General features: G+C 41.1%; 18 protein-coding genes. 9 read left to right on the plus strand and 9 right to left on the minus strand.

All coding sequences use genetic code 11. From position 1 onward, the window contains the following. Positions 1 to 29: 29 nt before the first annotated feature. From AHMF7605_RS26440 to AHMF7605_RS26465, 6 genes are all read right to left on the minus strand, one after another. Positions 30 to 692, minus strand: coding sequence for a peptidylprolyl isomerase (locus tag AHMF7605_RS26440; protein ID WP_106932949.1), 663 nt, complete (start codon positions 690 to 692; stop codon positions 30 to 32). A gap of 21 nt (positions 693 to 713) precedes the next feature. Next, entirely contained in the window at positions 714 to 1655 is a 942-nt protein-coding gene (gene hemC, locus AHMF7605_RS26445; RefSeq protein ID WP_106932950.1) for a hydroxymethylbilane synthase, read from the minus strand. Positions 1656 to 1668: 13 nt separating this feature from the next. Further along, on the minus strand, positions 1669 to 2796 hold the full coding sequence (locus tag AHMF7605_RS26450; protein WP_106932951.1) for a DNA polymerase III subunit: 1128 nt from the start codon (positions 2794 to 2796) through the stop codon (positions 1669 to 1671). A gap of 112 nt (positions 2797 to 2908) precedes the next feature. Further along, positions 2909 to 3100: a hypothetical protein gene (locus AHMF7605_RS29545; RefSeq protein WP_146153679.1), complete on the minus strand. Its 192-nt coding sequence runs from the start codon at positions 3098 to 3100 to the stop codon at positions 2909 to 2911. Positions 3101 to 3407: 307 nt separating this feature from the next. Beyond that, a complete protein-coding gene (locus AHMF7605_RS26460) occupies positions 3408 to 4616 on the minus strand; it encodes a GlmU family protein (protein WP_106932953.1) in 1209 nt (402 codons plus the stop codon). 69 nt (positions 4617 to 4685) lie between these two features. Next, positions 4686 to 4931: a type B 50S ribosomal protein L31 gene (locus AHMF7605_RS26465; protein ID WP_106932954.1), complete on the minus strand. Its 246-nt coding sequence runs from the start codon at positions 4929 to 4931 to the stop codon at positions 4686 to 4688. A gap of 267 nt (positions 4932 to 5198) precedes the next feature. Between AHMF7605_RS26465 and AHMF7605_RS26470 the strand changes: the two genes are divergently transcribed. The 6 genes from AHMF7605_RS26470 to AHMF7605_RS26495 all read left to right on the plus strand — a co-directional run bounded on the left by AHMF7605_RS26470 (position 5199) and on the right by AHMF7605_RS26495 (position 10886). Further along, positions 5199 to 5726, plus strand: a complete 528-nt coding sequence (locus AHMF7605_RS26470) for a phosphoribosyltransferase family protein (protein WP_106932955.1) — start codon at positions 5199 to 5201, stop codon at positions 5724 to 5726. Between the two features lie 9 nt (positions 5727 to 5735). Beyond that, a complete protein-coding gene (locus AHMF7605_RS26475; RefSeq protein WP_106932956.1) occupies positions 5736 to 6422 on the plus strand; it encodes an alpha/beta hydrolase in 687 nt (228 codons plus the stop codon). Positions 6423 to 6436: 14 nt separating this feature from the next. Continuing rightward, positions 6437 to 7048 (plus strand): non-canonical purine NTP diphosphatase, encoded by a 612-nt coding sequence (locus AHMF7605_RS26480; RefSeq protein WP_106932957.1) that lies wholly within the window; start codon positions 6437 to 6439, stop codon positions 7046 to 7048. 288 nt (positions 7049 to 7336) lie between these two features. Beyond that, complete coding sequence (gene tgt / locus AHMF7605_RS26485) at positions 7337 to 8467, plus strand: tRNA guanosine(34) transglycosylase Tgt (protein ID WP_106932958.1); 1131 nt, start codon at positions 7337 to 7339, stop codon at positions 8465 to 8467. A 203-nt stretch (positions 8468 to 8670) separates the two neighbouring features. Then, entirely contained in the window at positions 8671 to 9747 is a 1077-nt protein-coding gene (locus AHMF7605_RS26490) for an LptF/LptG family permease (protein ID WP_106932959.1), read from the plus strand. Between the two features lie 203 nt (positions 9748 to 9950). After that, positions 9951 to 10886: a DMT family transporter gene (locus AHMF7605_RS26495; protein WP_106932960.1), complete on the plus strand. Its 936-nt coding sequence runs from the start codon at positions 9951 to 9953 to the stop codon at positions 10884 to 10886. On the opposite strand, the gene ispE is transcribed toward AHMF7605_RS26495, so the two are convergent. Further along, entirely contained in the window at positions 10839 to 11651 is an 813-nt protein-coding gene (gene ispE / locus AHMF7605_RS26500; RefSeq protein WP_106932961.1) for a 4-(cytidine 5'-diphospho)-2-C-methyl-D-erythritol kinase, read from the minus strand. The genes AHMF7605_RS26495 and ispE overlap by 48 nt on opposite strands. A gap of 130 nt (positions 11652 to 11781) precedes the next feature. Between ispE and AHMF7605_RS26505 the strand changes: the two genes are divergently transcribed. After that, positions 11782 to 13326, plus strand: a complete 1545-nt coding sequence (locus AHMF7605_RS26505) for a glycosyltransferase family 39 protein (RefSeq protein ID WP_106932962.1) — start codon at positions 11782 to 11784, stop codon at positions 13324 to 13326. 62 nt (positions 13327 to 13388) lie between these two features. On the opposite strand, the gene AHMF7605_RS26510 is transcribed toward AHMF7605_RS26505, so the two are convergent. Beyond that, positions 13389 to 14534, minus strand: a complete 1146-nt coding sequence (locus AHMF7605_RS26510; protein ID WP_106932963.1) for a trans-sulfuration enzyme family protein — start codon at positions 14532 to 14534, stop codon at positions 13389 to 13391. A 160-nt stretch (positions 14535 to 14694) separates the two neighbouring features. Beyond that, positions 14695 to 15405 carry a carboxypeptidase-like regulatory domain-containing protein gene (locus AHMF7605_RS26515; protein ID WP_106932964.1) on the minus strand — a complete coding sequence of 237 codons (711 nt, stop codon included), beginning with the start codon at positions 15403 to 15405 and terminating at the stop codon, positions 14695 to 14697. Between the two features lie 206 nt (positions 15406 to 15611). Between AHMF7605_RS26515 and AHMF7605_RS26520 the strand changes: the two genes are divergently transcribed. Further along, on the plus strand, positions 15612 to 15998 hold the full coding sequence (locus AHMF7605_RS26520; RefSeq protein WP_106932965.1) for an ArsR/SmtB family transcription factor: 387 nt from the start codon (positions 15612 to 15614) through the stop codon (positions 15996 to 15998). 53 nt (positions 15999 to 16051) lie between these two features. After that, positions 16052 to 16762 carry a YjjG family noncanonical pyrimidine nucleotidase gene (locus AHMF7605_RS26525; RefSeq protein ID WP_106932966.1) on the plus strand — a complete coding sequence of 237 codons (711 nt, stop codon included), beginning with the start codon at positions 16052 to 16054 and terminating at the stop codon, positions 16760 to 16762. The last annotated feature ends 238 nt before the right edge of the window (positions 16763 to 17000 follow it).

Consider the following 17000-nt stretch of genomic DNA (forward strand, 5'->3'; position numbering starts at 1 on the left):
ACGACTTTAGGTTAGAATAATTATCTTCTTTAAGCGGGATAAGAGTAGCCGTAACGTTTTGTAATTTTCTTCTTTTTTAACTTTTCCACTTTCATCGTCATCCGGATATCCGCTAGAGGGCGATCACGAGGGCCTTTTGGTTGTTCGGCAATTTTATCAATTACATCTAAACCACTAATAACCTGGCCAAAAACGGTATATTGATTATCCAGATGCGGCGTACCGGCGTGGTTCTCGACAAGGTAAAATTGCGAGCCACTCGACTCCCGTTTAGGGTTAACGAAGTCGCCCTGGCGGGCGGCGGCTAAGGCGCCTCGCACGTGTTTAAACTTCGGGTTAAACTCAGCCGGAATCTGGTAACCAATATCGCCGGCGCCGTCATTGGTTTTATCGTCATCTTTGGAGTTCTTATCTCCCCCTTGAATCATAAAATCATCAATAATGCGATGGAAAGTGGTATTATTATAAAATCCTTCTTTTGCCAGTTTTAAGAAATTCGTCTTGTGTTGGGGCGTTTCGTCGAAGAGTACCACAACCATATCACCGAACTGGGTAGAAATAGTAACAATTGTATCTTTCTTAGATTTGCCTTTTGCTAAACTTTCCGTAAAACTTACGCCTACCAGCAAAAGTACTAAGAGACACTTATTAACTAGAGTATTTTTAATAAAATGAGTTGTTTGGATAGTCATGTAAATAAAAAATAGGAAAATTTAAAACCGTTCTTTCTTGATGGAAGTTAAAATTTCGTCACCGCCCATTGCTAAAATATTTTGAGCCAAATGTGTTCCTAAAGCATCAGCTTCGTGTGGTGGCGCCTGCAAGGTATCCGTTATCATTTGCTGGCCGTCTAAACTCACAATTCCACCGGTAATTTCGATATGCGCGACATGCAAAGTAGCCAGTGCAAACGACGGAATGCTGCAGCCGCCCTCCATGGTCCGCAGGAAAGCCCGCTCCGCAGTTAAACAAATGTGCGTGGGTTCGTGATCCAGGCAATTGCGGAGAGCCAGTTTTTTAGTTAAAGGTAAATTTTTGGCACATTCAATGGCAATGCTGCCTTGTCCGGCCGCCGGCACAAATTTATCTGCGGGTAAAATTTCGGTAATCAAATGACTGTATTGCATCCGATATACTCCGGCGTAAGCCAGTAGAATAGCATCGTACTGCTTATCTTTTAATTTTTGCAAGCGCGTTTGCAGGTTGCCCCGGCACTCGGCTGTAATCACATCCGGATAATAACGTTTTAACAAGGCCCGCCGGCGCGTAGACGAAGTGCCAATTACAATTTGTTCCCGGTCTAAAGTAAAGCTGGAATCAAAAGATATAACCACATCATTTACCTTCTCGCGCTCCATAAAAGCCAATATCTCTAAATCATCGGGTAAAGTAGATTGTAAATCCTTTGCGCTATGCACCGCAATATCAACGGTTCCGTTGCGTAGGCTTTCTTCTAATTCTTCGGTAAAAACTCCTTTCGCCCCAATTTTATCTAAAGAGCGATCAAGCACTAAATCCCCCTTCGTTTGAATAACTTCTATTTCTACCGCAAAATTAGCCGCCCGGAGCAATTCGGCCACGTGGTGGGTTTGCCAAAGCGCTAAGCGACTACCGCGGGTAGCAATACGAATGGTATTTTCAGCCGGTTCGGGCATTATATAAAAGGTTTTAATTCTGTAATTTTAAATAACGGGCAATCTGGATAGAAGAATCAATAAAAACCATTTTAGGATTAGCATTCCGCTCGATGTGATAATGCGCCTGGTTTAATTCTTCTGTTAAAAGTGGTGCGTTTACTTCGCGCACTATTTTTGAAAATCTTTGAATAAAATCTCCTTCGGCCGGTGGAATAAAAGAAATTAATCCTGGGTCAATGCCGTACAACAATACCTTACGCAGGCTACTTAAAGCATAATGCAAAAAGTTTTTCTGGTTCTCGCGGCCCATCTTCTGAAAATCTTCGCTTAACTCTACTACCTCGCCAAACTTATTCGCGTAACAGTGACGCATCCATTTTATAAAAAAGTCGAAATAATCATTCGTCATTTCGGCGCTAAGTTGCATAGCGGCCTGTAAGTTACCTTCGGCTAGTAAAGCAATTTGCTGCGCCCCCATTTCGTTGGTTAAACCTTTTCGGGTAAGATAGTTGATAATTTCTTCTTCGGTAAAGGAGCGTACCTTTACCATTTGGGTTCGCGATAGAATGGTAGCGAGAAGTTTATCAGCGCTATTGGCTACCAGCAAGAATATAGTATTCGCAGGCGGTTCTTCCAGAAGTTTGAGCAAAGCATTTGCCGCCGCCGGGTGCATTAATTCGGGTAACCAGATTAAAATAATTTTAAAAGTAGCTTCAAAGGCTTTCAAAGAGGAAAATTTTACTAATTGCCGGCTTTCATCTTTCGAAATATTTCCCTGTTTGTTCTCGGCCCCAATAAACTGCATCCAATCATTTAACGTTTGGTACGGGTTCGTTAAAACAAACTCCCGCCATTCTGCTAAAAACTTCTGACTCAAAGCATCTTTGGGTTGGGCTTTAGTAGTAGTTACCGGCATGACAAAATTAACGTCCGGATGTATAAGTTTATTGATTTTCACGCAGCTCGCGCAGGTGCCGCACGCCTCGGCAGGTTGTTTATTTTCGCAATTTAAATAGGTGGCGTACGCTAAAGCTAATGCCAGGTTAGCGCTTCCTTCGGTTCCTAAAAACAATTGGGCGTGCGCTACGTGTTGGTTCTGCACCGAGTTTACCAGTAGTTTTTTTGTTTCGGCGTGCCCTTCTATTTCAGAAAAAAACATGCGGTTTCGTTGTTAGTCCATAGATCCTAGACGATAGTCCACGGTCTATAGTTGAAAGTGAATTAATGAAATATATTTTCTATAAATAATAATTTTTCTGTGAACTATCGACTTATTTATTAAACTTTTTCAGCCCCATAATTAACCGCAAACAAATAGCAATTAAAGCCACCAAAAACATTAGCAATACCAACATTTTAACCGTTGGCAGCAGAAAAATGCTACCCGCAATTAGTAAGCTAATAAAGCCCATGCTCCTTAAGTTATTTCCCACGAAAGTAGCCATGCCTTTTTTATCTTTCACATTTTTTAGAACCAAGCCTGGCAAGGATATAGATTTTAGTGCTTCTTTCTTTTTAATATGATTTCCCACTAGCCACAGCAGGAGGCCGCAAAAACTAAATATTATCAATAAGATGATACTATTATCTTGCATGCTAGTATAATTCTTAAAATAGTAAACCTACTTATAAAAGGTGAAATAAGTATTAATGAACGAATAAGATGCGTTTGCATGGCCTATTTTCTTCCTTAAACGGTTATACTATGGCGCGTTAAAGTGCAGATAATCTTCCCCCAAATTTTCCTAATTATAAGTAAGGATTACAAACTTAAATTTTTTCCCAAGTACGATATTCTTTGGTTTGTTCATAAACGTTGCTTAAAATGCTTTTTTCAATTTCATCGAGTACCAGGAAGCGACGCTCCATAGCTCTGCTTGCCGATTCGAAAAACTTTGGTAATTGGTAGGTTTCCAAACTAGGCGAACCTCCCCAGGTAAAGGATGGAATAAAATTACGGGGGTAGCCGGCTCCAAAAACATTCGCACTTACGCCGGTTACTGTACCGGTATTCAGCATGGTATTAATCCCGCATTTGGTATGGTCGCCCATAATGGAACCGCAGAACTGCAAGCCTGTATTTTTCATGCCGCCTTTGGCGTAATTCCAAAGCTTTACATCGGCATAGTTATTTTTCATGTTAGAGGTATTCGTATCGGCTCCTAAATTAACCCACTCGCCCAGGACCGAATTTCCTAAAAATCCATCGTGACTTTTATTGGAGTAGCCAAAAATAACCGAATTGCTAATTTCGCCGCCTACTTTACAAAAAGGCCCAATAGTAATATCGCCGCGCATTTTAGCGCCCATGTTTAAAATGCTGCCTTCACCTAAAGCAAACGCTCCTCTTATAACAGCACCCTCCTGCACTTCGCAATTTTTACCCAGATAAATAGGGCCACTTTCGGCATTTAGTACTACGGCGCGCAGCTTTACGCCTTCCTCTAAAAAAACATTTTCGGGGGCGTATACCACTGAATGGGGATCTGTTACGGGGCAACTTTTCCGGCCTTTGGTAATTAAATCAAAATCAGCTTTAATCTGCTGGCCATTCCGGGTAAATATTTCCCAAACCTCCTGAATAATGGTTACCTCACCGTCGAAATTTTTAGGAATGGCATTGCTGTAGTTATAAAAATCGGATAAGGTTTCGAATACCTGCTCGTTGCCGTGGAAAGCGAGTAAAACATTGTTTTTAAACAAAGCTTTGTCCGCCTTTAGTTTTTTTAAACTTTTGAGCAAATCGGCATTAGGGCAAACGGCACCGTTAATGTAAATATTGGCCGTTAACTCGGCGCTACACGAGTATTTTTTTTGTAAATACGGTTGCGTTAAGTACGAAACAGGCTGTCCGGTAAACTTTTGCCATTTTTCCGCAATGGTTAAAATTCCCACCCGTATTTCCGCTACCGGCCGGGTAAAGGTAAGGGGCAATAAGTTCGGACGAATATTTTTATCGTCAAAAAGAATAATGTTCATAGGGCAAAAATAAAAAAAGTCCTCCTGACTTTTCAGGAAGACTTTATCAAATTAAAAGCCAAAAATTCCTTATTTCTTGGCGTAACGTTTCTGGAATTTCTCCACCCGACCGGCAGTATCCACGAAAATGTTTTTACCCGTATAAAACGGGTGCGACGCCGAAGATACTTCTACTTTAATTACCGGGTAGGTTTTACCGTCTTCCATGGTAATAGTTTCGTTGGAAGTCATGGTAGAGCGGGTAATAAATTTAAAATCGCTGGATGTATCCTGAAATACTACCTCTCTGTATGTGGGATGAATATCTTTTTTCATTGGTACTTATATATTTATAAACTAGCTTCTTTCAAAAATCAGGACGCAAAGATAAATGTTTTTTTCGTATAATACGAAAGATTATAGAATTTTTCCGGGAGTAAATCGCTTGAATAATTTGAAATACTTCTAAATCGAACGCAAATGCTAATGAAATAACTTCGTAGTAAGCAGAAAAATCTCATTATATTTTAAAATACTAAAAAATAGCGTTCAGGATTATTTCCTTGCGTACTTTTGTCTTAATAATTGTCACTTAATCTGGTCATGCTTACCGAAACTCAAAGTTTTAGCCCTAGTTCCCGCATTTTAACGCGTCAGGATATTATGCAGAAAATTAAGCGCATGGCGTTTGAGATTTACGAAAAAAACTTCGAGGAGTCGGAGCTTTATTTGGCGGGTATTCACGAAAATGGCTATAAACTAGCGGAGCTTTTAGCCGATGAATTGCGTCAGATTTCACCGCTTTTTGTTCATCTATTAGGAATTACCTTAGATAAAATTCATCCTTTAAATCAAGTTATTGATTTAGAGCCAGCTAATCTTAATTTGGAAGGAAAAGTTATTATTCTGGTAGATGATGTGCTAAACTCGGGTAAAACCATGGCCTACAGCTTAGCATTATTTTTAAAAGCCGAGGTAAAAAAGATTGAAACGGCTACGCTTATTAACCGGCATAATACTTTGTATCCGATAATGGTTACTTATACCGGTTTGTCATTGGCTACCACCTTGCTCGAGCACATCCGGGTAGTGCTAACGGAAGAGGAATTATATGGTGCTTATTTGATTTAATCTGGTCCATTGCAAAAAGAACTCCCGAAAATTTACTGTATACCGGGTTTAGGGGCCGATGCCCGGATGTTTCAGTTACTGCAACTGGATGCTAGTCGGTTTGAAGTAGTAGTTCTGAAGTGGTTGCTATCCCATAAAAATGAATCTTTGGTGAGTTATGCGCAACGCATGGCAAATCAGATTTTGATAAACAATCAACCCGTATTACTGGTAGGAGTTTCTTTTGGCGGCATGGTAGCGGTAGAAATAAGTAAAATACTACCATCAGCACAAATTATATTGATTTCCAGTATTAAAACTAGCGCTGAATTACCTGGTTATCTGCGTTTTTTCGGCAAGATAGGAATTCACAAGTATTTACCGTTGCAGTGGGCTAAAAAGCTACCGTGGTTATATAATTGGGTATTTGGAGCCAACACGTTACTTGAAAAAAAGCTTCTCCATCAAATTATTCAGGCAACGGATATTCCATACGCGAAGTGGGCTTTAACCGCTATTGTAAACTGGCAAAGCCGCGACCATATTCCCAATCTTATTCATTTACACGGTAATCAGGATAAACTATTTCCGGTATCTTACCTTGATAAGCCAGTAGTTTATGAGGGTGGCCATTTAATTATTCTAAGTCAAGCAGATAAACTAAGTTTGCTTATTAATCAGGAAGCAAACCGTATATTTTACCAGGACATTCATTAATACAAATAAAATCTATGCTTACCATCTGTTTTGCCAGCAACAACGCGCATAAATTGTCCGAAATCCGGGAAATTCTGGGCGACCGGTTTGACGTTAAAAGTTTAGCCGATATTGGCTGCCACGAAGAACTGCCCGAGGAACAAACCACTTTAGAAGGTAATTCACGGCAAAAAGCGGAATATGTATGGCAAAAATACGGAGTGAATTGTTTCGCCGATGATACTGGCCTGGAAGTATTAGCGCTGAACATGGAGCCAGGTGTATATTCGGCCCGCTACGCAGGTCCGCAGCGTAGTAGCCAGGATAATATTCAATTACTCTTACAGAATTTGGCGGGTAAAGAAAACCGGGCAGCCCAATTCCGGACTTCTATTACTCTGATTTTAGATAATAATTTGTTTCAATTTGATGGCGTGGTACAAGGTAAAATAGCGGAAGAGGCCAGCGGAAATCAAGGCTTTGGTTACGACCCGGTATTTATTCCGGAAGGCCATTTTCAAACTTTTGCCGAAATGAATTCCGCCGAGAAAAACCGCATAAGTCACCGGGGCCGGGCCGTACAACAACTCGCCGAATACTTAAACGTCGCCTTAACCGAACCTAAACCATTAAGTGAAAGACCTTAAAGTTGCAGGTTGGTTTTAAAGTTGAAAGGTTGGAAGGTTACCAGTTGGAAGGTTAAAAAGTTGGAAAGTTAAAGGTTTAACTTTGTATGTTCCGTAACTGTAACAATCCAGCTATTTAGCATTAAAAACAATCTAATACTTTAACAATTTAACAATTTATCAATTCAGCAATTCAGCAGTTATCCATTCTATGGACTATCGACTATGGTCTATGGACGGTAAACTAAAAACAACTATTCAACAAGAAAAGCCGTGGTCCGTGGACCATCGACTATGGACTAAAAAATAATGACTTTTACTTTAACCGCTCACGATAAAGAATCAAAAGCCCGGGCAGGCACCCTTACCACCGCTCACGGCATTATTCAAACGCCCATTTTTATGCCGGTAGGTACGGCTGGTACCGTTAAAGCAGTACACCAACGCGAAATAAAAGAGGATATTCAAGCCCAGATAATTTTAGGAAACACGTATCATTTGTATTTACGCCCGGGCTTAAACACCTTGGAACAAGCGGGTGGTCTACATAAATTTAACGGCTGGGACCAACCTATTTTAACCGATAGCGGCGGTTACCAGGTTTATTCGCTTTCGGGTACGCGCAAAATTGTAGAAGAAGGGGTAAAATTTAAATCCCACATTGATGGTTCTACGCATTTCTTTTCGCCGGAAAACGTAATGGATATTCAGCGTACGATTGGGGCTGATATTATTATGGCTTTTGATGAATGCACGCCTTACCCCTGCGAATACAACTATGCCCGCAAATCCATGGACATGACCCACCGTTGGCTGCAGCGATGCTGCGAACGATTCGATAATATGGAAAGCAAATACGGTTACGAGCAAAACCTCTTCCCAATTGTACAAGGCAGCACTTTTAAAGATTTGCGCCAGAAATCGGCAGAAACCATTGCTTCCTTTAATCGGGCCGGTAATGCTATTGGGGGTTTATCGGTGGGAGAACCGGCCGATATGATGTACGAAATGACGGAGTTAGTCTGCGATATTTTACCCGCGGATAAACCCCGTTACCTGATGGGCGTAGGTACGCCGGCCAATATTCTGGAAAATATTGCATTAGGAATAGATATGTTCGATTGCGTATTACCTACCCGCAATGCTCGTAACGGCATGTTGTTTACCACGCAAGGTATTATCAATATCCGTAACGAAAAATGGAAAAATGATTTTTCTCCGATTGATGAAACACTTGGCGGCTATGCCAGCACGTTTTACACCAAAGCGTATTTACGACATTTGGTGCATAGCGGCGAGATGCTGGGTGCCCAGATTTCCAGTGTGCATAACTTAACTTTTTACCTGTGGTTGGTGAAACAAGCCCGCGAGCAAATTCTGGCCGGCACTTTCCGGGCCTGGAAAGACAAAATGGTGAAAGATCTAATGGTGCGGTTATAAATTAGTCGATAGACCATGGTCACAGTCCACGGACGATAGACCACAGGTAAAATTGTTGAACTGTTGAATTGTTAGATTGTTAGATTAGTCTATAAAAGTCTGATAGTAAACATAGTAAGCAAAACTTGTAACTTTACAACTTTCTAACCTTCTAACCTTCCAACTTTCTAACCAACTTGCAACTTGTAACTTGCAACTAACAAATGAAATTATTAGATACCTATATCCTGAAGAAATACCTGAGCACCTTCGTGTTCGTCGTTTTAATTTTGGTAGTTATTATTTGTGTGATTGACTTTACGGAAAAAAATGATGATTTCTTAGAAACCAATCCCCCGTTTAAATCCATTATCTTCGATTACTACCTGAACCTGATTCCGTTCTATTCGAATATGCTTAGCCCCATTACGGTGTTTATTGCCACCGTTTTTGTTACGGCTAAGCTGGCGGGTCGTACGGAAATCGTGGCTATTTTGAGTAGTGGGGTAAGTTTTCGGCGCATGTTGTGGCCTTACATTCTGGGAGCTATTGTAATTGGGGTTTTTACGTTTGCCATGATTGGTTGGGTTATTCCTAATTCTAATAAAACGCGGGTAGCTTTTGAAGTAAAGTACATTAAAAAACCCTATACTTTTGAAGGCCGGAATATTCATTTCAAGCTTAATCCCGAATCGTACGCGTACATTGAAAGTTACAATAATACCGCCAACATTGGTTATAAATTTACGCTGGAAACCATTAAAGGCAACGAGTTACTGGCTAAATTAACTTCTGATGCTATTACTTGGGACGAGAAGAAAAGCAAGTGGCACCTGGATAATTACGTACTGCGTAAATTTGTGGGGGACAAAGAAATTACCAAGCAATACGGACCTTTAGATACCACCCTGAACCTGTTACCAAAAGATTTTGCCAGTACTTACCGCTTGGCCGAAACCTTAACGCTGCCTGAATTAAATAAATTTATCAAGCAGAAGAAAATGCGGGGAGCCGATGATACCGAGATTTACCTGATTGAAAAATACGAACGGTTCAGTTACCCATTTGCTATAATTATATTAACGGTTATTGGAGTTATTCTCAGTTCTAAAAAACGGCGAGGAGGCATAGGCTTGCAAGTAGCGCTTGGGTTTACGCTGGCCTTTATCTTTATCATCTTTGTTATTATGAGCCGTAGTTTAGCCCAAGTCGGTGATGTAAGCCCCATGTTAGCTTCCTGGATTCCCTCGATTATTTTTACCTTCATCGGTATTATCTTATATAAAACAGTACCGCGGTAGTGGTTGAAAGTTGCAGGTTACAAGTTGGCAAGTTAAAGTTTAACGTTGTATGTTCCGTAATTGTAACCATTCAACCATTCAGCAATGAGACAATATTCATCTGTGATCTTTCGTCCGTGGACTGAGGACTAAAAAGCAATTTAGCAATCCAACAATTTTACCTGTGGTCTATCGTCTGTGGACCATGGACTATGGACTAATCTATGGCTTCGTTTAAGCATTATTTAGAACTGCACTTTATTGTTTTTGTGTGGGGATTTACGGCAATTTTAGGTAAATTAATTTCTATTCCCGCGGTAGAACTGGTATTTCTCCGGACTCTGATTGCGGCTGCCACTTTAGCTTTAATCATAAAATTCACCGGTAAATCGTTCCGAATTGGCCGGGGTCCTATCATTAAAATTATTGGGGTAGGTATGCTGATTTCTGCGCATTGGATGCTTTTTTTTGCGTCGGCGCGGGTTGCTTCTGTTTCAATTTGTTTAGCGGGGATGGCTACCAGTAGTCTCTGGACAGCAATTCTGGAACCTATATTTTATCAGAAAAAAATTAAACCGCACGAAATTGGGTTAGCCTTGCTGATATTTCTGGGCTTGTACCTAATTTTTCAGTTTGAGTTTAGTCACGCTTTGGGCATTTTAATGGGCGTAGGCTCCGCTATGCTAGGTGCAACTTTTTCTATTATTAACAGCCGTTTAACCCGCAAATATTCCCCGCTTAATATTACCTGCTACGAAATGGCCGGCGCTTGCCTGGGTACTGCACTGTTTATGCCTATTTACCAACTGTTTTTAAGTCCGGACCACGCTGTCCATTTTACTTTAACCCCGCTGGATTGGGTTTATATTTTAACTCTGGCTCTGGTTTGTACCGTGTATCCGTTTACGGGTTCCGTGCGACTAATGCAGCGGATACCGATATTTAACATGAACCTGAGCATTAACCTAGAACCGGTTTACGGAATTGTATTTGCTTATTTTATTTTTGGCGAAAGCGAACACATGTCAGGCGGGTTTTACGCCGGGGCGCTTATTATTTTGTTCAGCGTTTTTATTCATCCCATTCTCGACCGGCGGTACGAAAATCGGCAACTACAGAGCACCCTGCCAAACGGAATAGGTGGTGCCGGTCACAGTTAACTTTTGAGAAAAATCCTTCGGGAAAATACCAAATACCGCGGAACCGGAACCGGTCATGGAAGCATAAAGAGCACCTGCCTCGTCTAAATAAGCTTTTAGTTGGGGTAATACCGGGTAACTCGGAAACAAAGCTTCCTCAAAATCGTTCTGTACCCCGTCTTTCCAAGTTGTAAGGGGTTGTTGCAGTAAATTTTTTAAGTTTTCGTTAGGATTTTTAGGTACTACTTTTTGGTAAGCTTCGGCGGTGGTAATATGTAAATCCGGATAAATAATTACTGCTTGGTAGCCACTTAAATGTAAATCAATAGGTTCAAATACATCGCCTTTTTCCACGGCAAATACTGGTTTGTTCTGAATAAAAAATGCGCAATCGCTCCCTAAACGACGCGCGTAATTTTCTAAATCAGGTACTAATAAATTTAGCTCGAATAAGTTATTTAATAATTTTAACGTAAAAGCAGCATCGGCTGAGCCGCCTCCCAAACCAGCCCCAATGGGAATGTTTTTGTGCAGATGAATATGCACCGGTGGCAAGGCAAAATCCTGCTGCAATAATTTATATGCTTTCAAGCAAAGATTCATATCTGTTTCACCCGGAATGGTTAATCCGGAAGAAGTAAAGCGAGTTTCTTCCGCCCGAATTATTTCCAATGCATCGCACCAGTTTACCGGATAAAAGCACGATTCCAGGTTCCGGAAGCCATCGGGCCGCCGATTTACCACGTGCAAACCAATATTTATTTTAGCGTTCGGGAAAATTATCATCTGCCTAAATTTTGGCGACCAAGTTACAAAAAAATCATACCGGGTTCTTCCAGTTTTATTTTGGCTGTATCTTCTCTGCTATTATCTAAAGTAAATTGTAGATATTGGTAACAAACCTACGGCCTTTTACATGAATCCGATAACCAGCCATTTTTTCCGGCCACTTCTTTTGTTTCTGGTAATTTTTAAATTTGCTTTATCCTTCTTGTCCGTACACCCAGCTTACCAATTACAGCGCGACGAGTATTTGTACTTAGACGAAGCAAATCACCTGGCTTGGGGTTTCCTGGAAGTACCGCCTGCTTTAGCGGTTCAAGCCTGGATTACCAAAGCATTTGGCAATTCGTGGTATATGGTGCGATTCTGGCCGGCTCTATTTGGTGCTTTAACTATGTTAGTTATTGGTTTTATGGTAAAACGGTTAAATGGCGGCTGGTTTGCGTTAGCCCTGGCGGGTATTGGTTTTCTAGCTTCCGCTTATTTACGAGTGAATATTTTGTTTCAGCCGAATGCGCTCGAGTTCTTGTTTTGGTCGGTTTACCTTTACTTTCTAATCTGTTATATCCAGCAACCAAAAGCTTATTACTTATATGCTTTGGGTATAACCATCGGGTTGGGTTTACTCAATAAATATTCTATTATATTCTTTTTAGCGGGCACATTTCCGGCGTTATTGCTTTCGCCCCAACGTACTTTGTTGCTTCAGCGGCATTTTTACGGAGCAATCATTATAGCATTGCTTATTTTTTTACCCAATATCATCTGGCAAGTGCAGCATAATATTCCGTTTTGGCAGCACATGCAAGAATTAAAGCGCAATCAATTAGATTTGGTAAAACCCAAAGATTTTTTGTTAGACCAATTGTTGATGAATTTACCGGCTTTGTTTATTTGGTTAGCAGGTTTACTAGCTTTATTCCTGGCTAATTGGGCGCGTCCTTATCGCCTTATCGGGTGGATTTACGTGGCGGTAATAGCAATTTTTTTACTTTTACACGGTAAAAGTTACTATGCTTTGGGCTTATATCCGGTACTACTTGCCTTTGGCGGAGTTACCTGGGAACATTTACTAAATAAAAAGCATCAGTTTTATCTAAGGCCGATTTTGTTGGTATTATCCCTGGCAGTAATGGCTCCTTTAGTGCCGTTACTTCTGCCGGTTTTATCCCCGGAAGCTACGTCGCAATATTGCCAAAAGTTTAAGGCTACCGGGGTTTTACGTTGGGAAGATGGTCAAGACCACTTACTGCCTCAGGATTATGCCGATATGTTAGGCTGGGCAGAAATGGCCGGCTTAGTGCGCCAGGCTTATGCAACACTTTCGGATAAGGAACGGACCGAGGCTATTATTTGGTGCGATAATTACGGCGAAGCCGGGGCCGTAAACTTTTATAATGCAGCTTATAACTTGCCGCGGGCCCACAGCACCAATGCCAGTTATGCGCTTTGGTGTCCGGCGGTAGTTGATTCTAACGTTGTGATATTAGTCAGTGAGGAAGCCCCTACGGACTTACTGCCGCATTTTCAATCGGCTCAAATCATCGGCCAACTAAAGAACCCGCTTATTCGCGAAAATGGCGCTCATGTGAGTATTTTACGTAAGCCGGATGCCTTTATCCTGCAACGTTTAAACGCCGAAATAGCCGCTGAACGACGAAAATTTGAAATAGAATAATTTTAGTTTAGAAGATTACTGTTGTGTTGTTACCTGATTTTATTAATTCGAATACGGCTATCTTAAATAGCGGCTAAAGCTGCATCTAATTCCTGAATCAAATCCTGGGCTTCTTCTATCCCCACCGATAAACGAATAAGACCAAGAGTAATGCCTAGCTTTTCCTGTTGCTCCGGACTAAACGAGCGGTGTGATGTTTTAAGGGGATGTGAAATAGACGTAGTTACGCCAGCAAGCGAAGGTGCAAACGGAATATGAGGCAATGCCCGCATAAAAGCATTTACTTTCTCCATCTCATCGCTTATCTGAAAAGACAGCATCCCCCCGAATAAACCATTACCTTGCTGCCGTGCCAGCTCATTTTGCGGATGATTTTCGAGACCAGGATAATAGACGCGCCGAACCTTTGGGTGCTGATTTAAAAATTGGGCAATTTCTAAGGCATTGGCGCTGTGTTGCTTGATGCGTAAGCGTAAAGTTTTTAAACCTCGGGCCGCTAACCAAGAATCAAACGGACTAAGGTTTAAGCCGTAATACATCACAATTTGACGGATTCGTTTCGCGGTTTCTTCGCCTTTGGCAACTATTACGCCGGCTGTTACATCGCTGTGGCCCGCTAAGTACTTCGTAACGCTGTGCATCACCAAATCGGCTCCTAGCTCCAATGGACGAGTTATAACCGGCGAGGCAAACGTATTATCCATAATTAACTTTAACTGAAATTCCCGGCAAAGAGCCGCTATACGGGCAATATCTAACACCGTTAAAAGTGGGTTGCTGATAGTTTCCGCGAGTAAGGCTTTCGTGTTTTCCTGCACGTAGGAACTTAATTCGTAGGTCTGTTCCGTGGGAACAAAGGTTACGGTAATACCTAATCTTTTTAATTCCTGCGCCAGTAAGGTGGCCGAGCCGCCGTAAATTTCTTCGGCACATAATACGTGGTCACCGGCCTGGCAAAAAGTTAAAATAGCCGTTAAAATAGCCGACATCCCCGAAGAAGTTACTACCGCGCCATCGCCTTTTTCCAGTTTATTTACCTCCGCTGCCAGTTCATCCGAATTAGGATTCCCAAACCGGCTGTACATATAATGTTGCCCCGGCTCATCGAAATAAGCTTCCAGCTCATTTAAATCGTTGAAAGTAAAAACGGAAGTCTGGTAAATTGGGGTTATTTTGGGTTTGATGGGAGCGTGTTCGTTAGCCGACATAAGTATTTTCTTGGCGAGGCGGTAAATTAGCTTGATTCCGCTTAAAATGAAATTTTATTGTGATAAAGAAAAGTGACCCTCAGCTAAAGGTTAAAAAAGCAGAATGTCATATTTTAAACCCTTAATATTTTCAATTTTTATAAACCTGCAACCTGTAATTTTACTCATCCTTATACTTGCGTTTTAAGTCGCCGTTTTTAATTTGTTGAATCAGCTGCCCCCAGGCGAACGGGTTAAGAAGAGGGTTATTATTGTATTGATTGGGCATGGTTTGCTTGTTTAAATACATGTTCTGCATATCCATGGTATGGCGGAAATTAGCGGACGGTCCAATGGCAGTATTATCAAATATGCGGGCCATTAATTGTTCATTTAGGTTTTTCTCAGCCGCCGATTTTTGTTCGTCGGGTACGCGCAAGGCCAGAAAAGCTTTCTTAAATAATTCTTCGGTAGGATAAGGAAAAACCCGTACTTCGGGTAATAGCGTGGCATCTTCTTTTAATTCCAGTACCACCGAGTAACTTTGCTTATTGTAATTGCGGGGAATCAAAACGGTTAAGTGTTTGTAACCAAGGGCTCGTACTACCACACTATCGCCGGCTAATACCGGCATAGAGAAATAGCCGTAATCGTTAGTAACGGTACCGCGGCCCGCTTTAGGTACATAAACGGTAACTCCTGGTACGCCATACAAACTATCGCCGCTGGCAACAATACCCGATAATTGCACCACGGCCGCTTTGCCCTGGGCCGACGCCTTTTCCGGAGTTAAAAATCCGATGAGGCTTAACAGGCAGCAAAAAGTAAATTTTATAGAGCTACTAATAAATCGAGCTCGAAAGAAGTAATAAGGTAACATATTTGCGTTCATTCTTTACAAGTATACTATTTTTCTGAATTTAATCAGATAAGACTTGGCATTTTATAACTGGTAAATTTTAAATTAATCGCGCTGGTTATTGAGTATAAAAAATCATTCTGCCCTTTCATTATGTTGTATATCAAAAGAGATATTACTTCATTGGTTTGATATTTTTTATACCTATTTATACTATCTGTAATTTTTATCTAACGCAAATGCGGCTGAAACATTTTAACGTAACCTTCGGCGAACAGGTATTTAAAGCACTGGGCGACGAATCACGGTTACGCATTTTAAATTTGATCATAAAAAACTCCGAGATGTGCATTTCGGATATCGAACAGGTTTTAGATTTTACGCAAACCAAAACTTCGCGGCATTTGTCTTATTTGAAACTTTCGGGTTTAGTAGCCTTTAAGCGAATCGACAACTGGGTATATTATTATTTGCGCGACGAAACTGCGGATTTACTGCATACTATTTTTACTTACCTGGAAAAAGACGAATTGTTACTAAAAGATCAGGAAACTTATCGCGTTTTGTATTCTAACCGCGAATTAGCCGTAAATAAACTACACAACCGTAAATGGATGCCCCAGTAAGCAGATGCAAATGCGAGCTAGAGGGTTGCCTACCAACTTAACCAAACTTCTTTGTGAAACTATTTCCCTTAAAAACTTACAAACATCTTTTCTTCGATTTAGATCATACGCTTTGGGATTTTGAAAAAAATGCGGAAGAAACCATTGTGGTACTATATAATCAGTTTGATTTAGCCAAGTTTGGTAAGTTTTCTTCTACCGATTTTTATAAAAAGTACAGCTACGTTAATCACCGGATGTGGCGCCTTTACCACGAAGGCAAAATTACCCAGCAGCAGTTGCGCACGAATCGTTTTGAGCAAACTCTACTAAAACTCGGGTTAACTCCCGCGCAAATACCAACGGGTTTACCCGAAGCTTTCACTACGCTTTGTCCGACGAAAACGGCGGTTTTTCCGTATACCTACGAGGTATTGCGTTATCTGCAAAAAAAATACACGCTGCATATTATTACCAATGGTTTTAAAGATGTTCAGGAAATTAAAATGACTTCCTCGAACCTGCACGAGTATTTTCAGGAAGTTATTACCTCGGAGTGCGTGAATTGCAGTAAGCCCGACCGCAAAATATTTGAATACGCTCTTAGCCGGGCTAATGTAAAAGCCGCCGAAAGTCTGATGATTGGCGATAGCCTGGAAGCGGATATCCTGGGCGCCAAAAATGCCGGGATGGACCAGATTTACTTTAATCCGGGTAAAAAACGGCATCACCAAAAAGTAACTTACGAAATTAGCTGCCTAAGCGAACTGATGCGGGTGCTTTAAGTTGGCGAATTATAAAGTTGAATGGTTGTAAAGTTTGAAAGTTGAATGGTTTGAAAGTTGAAAAGTATTCTGGCGCGAGTACTTCATTTGTGTCAGCCACATTTGACCTTAGGTTGGTAGAATATCAGAGCAGCTATTTCTGCATTTAAGTAAATCATTTACTTTAACCAGAACCTACTTACTAATAAACACTAGGCCAGCACTTCGCGTTAGTACATTATCTATGTATTAAAACAAC

Origin of the sequence: Adhaeribacter arboris (assembly GCF_003023845.1) — a bacterium.
GTDB classification, from domain to species: domain Bacteria; phylum Bacteroidota; class Bacteroidia; order Cytophagales; family Hymenobacteraceae; genus Adhaeribacter; species Adhaeribacter arboris.